The sequence below is a fragment of the Protofrankia sp. Cj3 genome (assembly GCF_917627355.1).
Classification (GTDB): domain Bacteria; phylum Actinomycetota; class Actinomycetes; order Frankiales; family Frankiaceae; genus Protofrankia.
The window spans coordinates 20,815-23,465 of sequence record NZ_CAKJTR010000004.1 but is presented as its reverse complement, the minus strand read 5'-3'; the positions used below and the strand labels follow the sequence as shown (position 1 = coordinate 23,465).

The window sequence follows — 2,651 nt, the reverse complement described above, 5'->3', positions numbered from 1 at the left end:
GTGGTTGGCGATCGAGTTGGGTTCTCGACTACGCCCGCGGAGTCGAGGAGTGTCGCGAATCGTGTCGACTCTTTGACTTCTGCCGCGGAGGTCACGCCGCAAATCGATACTTTGAACACGGCCGCCTGGACAGCACGGAGACAAGCTACTGCCGAAATAGCAAGATCCTACTGATGGAGGCAGTCGGCGGATCCATCCGCGAATTCGTCGAGGACTGGCCGAGCCCTCCCGAGCAGGGAGCATCTTCCCAAAAGTTCGACAACCGCCCGAGCTGGGACAATTGGGGTAAAAAAGCGACAAAATTCGACAACAGCCCGAGCTGGGACAACTGGAACAAGAAGGGGAAGAAGAAGTAGATTCAGCTCCCACCCCTTATTCAATCGAAAGTCCGATGTCTTCCGCGAGAATCACACCGGCTTCGCTAGCTTGGTGCAGGCCGATTCTAGCGCCGCGCATCGTGGCAAGGCCATGCATACCATGGATCTCGGCATCCCGAAGGTCGCACTGTACGGCAGACGTCGCGTCGAAACGTACGCCGGCTAGCTTGCAGCCGCGGAAGATAAACTTGTCCATGCGTCCGCCGAACTCGGCATCCCGGAAAGTGCATCCCTCGAACAGCACCAAACCCGAGCTATTTTCTGTCACCCATGAGCAGTAGTCCAGTCGACAGTCAGTGAACGCGACATCTTCGACGCGCTCAAATTGAGCCGACCAGCCCACCGCTCGACATCCCGCGAACTCGACCCTGCGCATGCCAGCGCCAGTCCAGGAAGAGTTAGAGAGGTCCACACCCTCAAATCGAACATCGGTGCAGCTAAGGGGCCCGAGGCTGGCATCCGAAAGTTCACTTCCCGACAGAATGGAGCGAGAAATACTTCCTTCGCCACGGACGCCAGACTGCTCGCCTGTCAGCCGAAGACCATCTAGATCAAATTGGCCCCTCAAGCCAGTTGAAGCGTCTTCTAGCTCGTCAACCTCTATCGATGGCCGCCGCATCTGCCGCCGCTCGCCCACATCCCTGAAGTCCACGGACGTCAGCATAGAGGCAGTGCGGGTAGGCATCCGGAAGGTGTCAGATCATGATCTTGGCCCGTTTTGTGATCGCCGTCGCTAACGTTCTTTTCGTCTTTCAAGCCGGTCGATGCTGTCGACCACCACCACGTCATACCGGCCCGCCTGTACCAGCCCCAGCGCCGCCCACCAGGCCCGCAGCCTCGACCCGAACTCACGCACTGCACCCCCAGCCGACCAGCCCCGCGCCACACACGCCGAGCTGAAGACCTCCCGCTGTTCGGCGCCGTCCCCGGGACCGGTGTGCCGCGTGCAGCTCAGCGCCCGCACCACGCCGCCGGCCATCACCGGCCCCCGTCCCGACGGTGCCGACCACCCGGGAACCCGGAGACCTGAGCCCGGTACCACAGGGCAGCCATCGTGCCCGCCAGCGTCAGCGAGTCCCACCACTTGCCCGCCACATCCAGCGGCGCGTTCGGGCCCACCATCACCTGCACCCCGCCGGGGCTACCTGACCGACTCTTGGGGACCCATGGGATGAGATACCCAAAGATCATCAGGAGTCGTGCCTCTAAGCAATAACCTCGGCCTCGTGTGTCGCACCCCGACAGCCCCACAGTTCCAGTCGCTCTTCGTGACCGGCAGCCCGCCGTCTCACCGTCCCTGGGGAGGCCTCGAACCTTTGGGGACACCTACACACTGCGGCCCCAACCCCCCATCCCGACATGCGAGCATTGTTACATACAGTCATAGCTACTTTGACGAAATCTTGCTACGGAGGTCCCATTCTGGACCATATGGATGTCTGTGGATCGGTTCCTTCCATTCGTTTTCTTTCATTTTTTTCACATCATCTTCCGCGATAGAGGGTACGAAAAACGCGGATTCGTCCTCGGCCAGATGGAATGTCGATGTGCTGCCCGTCAGCGCCGGAGTTGCGACTAGCGCACCGACGGCAAGGAGCGTCGCGATCAGCAACATCAAAACTGGCTTGACGGTAAACATGGAAGCTGTCTTCATAGATACTCCTTCTGAGCTGCCAGCTTAACCAATATCAAGCTGGAACGGGTTTATGTTCGAAGGATAGGTAGTGCGTGCGTAGCCGGTCAACTTTTACGGTGTGCCGGTACATTTGCGCAGCTCACACAGGTGTTTGGCCGGGCGTTGTCCAGTACGGCCGCTATGGTCTTGATTGGCACATGAGATTTATTGGTGTATTGGATTAATTTTTTTGTGGAGTCGGGCCGGGCGGTCATGCGCCCGATGCTCGGCCGGCGCCGGTACCGAAGGCCATCGCATATCACCAAATATCACCGAGCGTCGGAAAATCTTGATGATGTGCCGGTGTTGCGGGGTGATCATCGTCCCGAGTGGGGGCGACGAGGCGGTGCTGGTCGAGTGCGCGCGGACGGTGGTCGCCCTGGGATCTCCGCCCTGGGATCTCCGCCTCGGGCCGGCCTACGGGCCCTGGTTCGCGCTGCGGTGGCGATCCGAGCGAATCAAGGTAACCATTAGTGCTTGATAGAAGACTCAGGGTAGTGCTTGGTTCGGGCGGTTTCCTTCCTGCGTCGCCGGGCATCGGGAGCATCCGTGGTCGATCGGTAGACCGCGTCGAAGGACGGCGCGCTGTGCCCGGGAGC

Annotated in this window: 5 protein-coding genes; 1 reads left to right on the top strand and 4 read right to left on the bottom strand. The window is 60.1% G+C overall.

Annotated elements, in window-relative coordinates:
* Positions 1-356: multiple cyclophane-containing RiPP AmcA (amcA, locus tag MJ783_RS01060; RefSeq protein ID WP_239307996.1), on the top strand; the 356-nt coding region annotated here is incomplete at its 5' end.
* Positions 357-372: 16 nt separating this feature from the next.
* Here the strand turns inward: amcA and MJ783_RS23350 are convergent.
* The 4 genes from MJ783_RS23350 to MJ783_RS01040 all read right to left on the bottom strand — a co-directional run bounded on the left by MJ783_RS23350 (position 373) and on the right by MJ783_RS01040 (position 2,031).
* Positions 373-996, bottom strand: a complete 624-nt coding sequence (locus tag MJ783_RS23350; RefSeq protein ID WP_255724334.1) for a pentapeptide repeat-containing protein — start codon at positions 994-996, stop codon at positions 373-375.
* A gap of 114 nt (positions 997-1,110) precedes the next feature.
* Positions 1,111-1,359 (bottom strand): hypothetical protein, encoded by a 249-nt coding sequence (locus tag MJ783_RS01050; RefSeq protein WP_239307994.1) that lies wholly within the window; start codon positions 1,357-1,359, stop codon positions 1,111-1,113.
* The gene (locus tag MJ783_RS01045; protein ID WP_239307993.1) at positions 1,356-1,508 is read right to left on the bottom strand and encodes a hypothetical protein; all 153 of its coding nucleotides are present in this window, start codon (positions 1,506-1,508) and stop codon (positions 1,356-1,358) included. Before MJ783_RS01045 ends, MJ783_RS01050 begins: the two co-directional genes overlap by 4 nt.
* A 256-nt stretch (positions 1,509-1,764) precedes the next feature.
* Positions 1,765-2,031, bottom strand: a complete 267-nt coding sequence (locus MJ783_RS01040) for a hypothetical protein (protein ID WP_239307992.1) — start codon at positions 2,029-2,031, stop codon at positions 1,765-1,767.
* Positions 2,032-2,651 lie beyond the last annotated feature (620 nt).